Origin of the sequence: Stenotrophomonas sp. YIM B06876 (genome assembly GCF_030711595.1) — a bacterium.
In the GTDB taxonomy this organism is placed as follows: Bacteria; Pseudomonadota; Gammaproteobacteria; order Xanthomonadales; family Xanthomonadaceae; genus Stenotrophomonas.
Genome location: NZ_JAUJUJ010000524.1, coordinates 1 through 545 on the forward strand (window position 1 = coordinate 1; position 545 = coordinate 545).

At 68.6% G+C, this 545-nt stretch carries 1 protein-coding gene; it reads left to right on the forward strand.

Translation table 11 applies throughout. From position 1 onward, the window contains the following. Positions 1–54: 54 nt before the first annotated feature. The coding region (locus QZH66_RS18290; RefSeq protein WP_305807214.1) for an FAD-dependent oxidoreductase at positions 55–545 on the forward strand (491 nt) is incomplete at its 3' end.

Below are 545 nucleotides of genomic sequence, written 5' to 3' on the forward strand. Positions count from 1 at the left end.
ATAGGCTATCTTGCCCGGCAGAGCCCGCTCCAGCGGGCCGCAGGAGACAAGCCCATGGAGACCCAAGGCCACGACGTGGTGATCGTCGGCGCCGGCATTGCCGGCATCGTCTGCGCGCTCGAACTGCTGGGGCAGGGCCGGCGCGTGCTGCTGCTCGACCGCGACCAGAGCGACAAGCTCGGCGGCCTGGCGCGCGAGAGCTTTGGCGGCATGTTCGCCGTCGATACGCCCGAGCAGCGCCGCATGGGCATCAAGGACAGCGTCGACCTGGCGCTGGCCGACTGGCAGGCCTTTGCCGAATTCGGGCCCGACGACACCTGGCCGCAGCGCTGGGCGCGCGCCTATGTCGGCCACTGCACCGAGCACATGTACTGGTGGCTGCGCGGCATGGGCATCAGCTACCTGCCACTGCCCAACTGGGTCGAGCGCGGACAGTTCACGCCGGGCAACTCGGTGCCGCGCTTTCACATCGTCTGGGGCACGGGGCAGAAGCTGGCCAGCACGCTGATCGCGCAGCTGCGGCAGCACCCGAACGTGAAAAATCT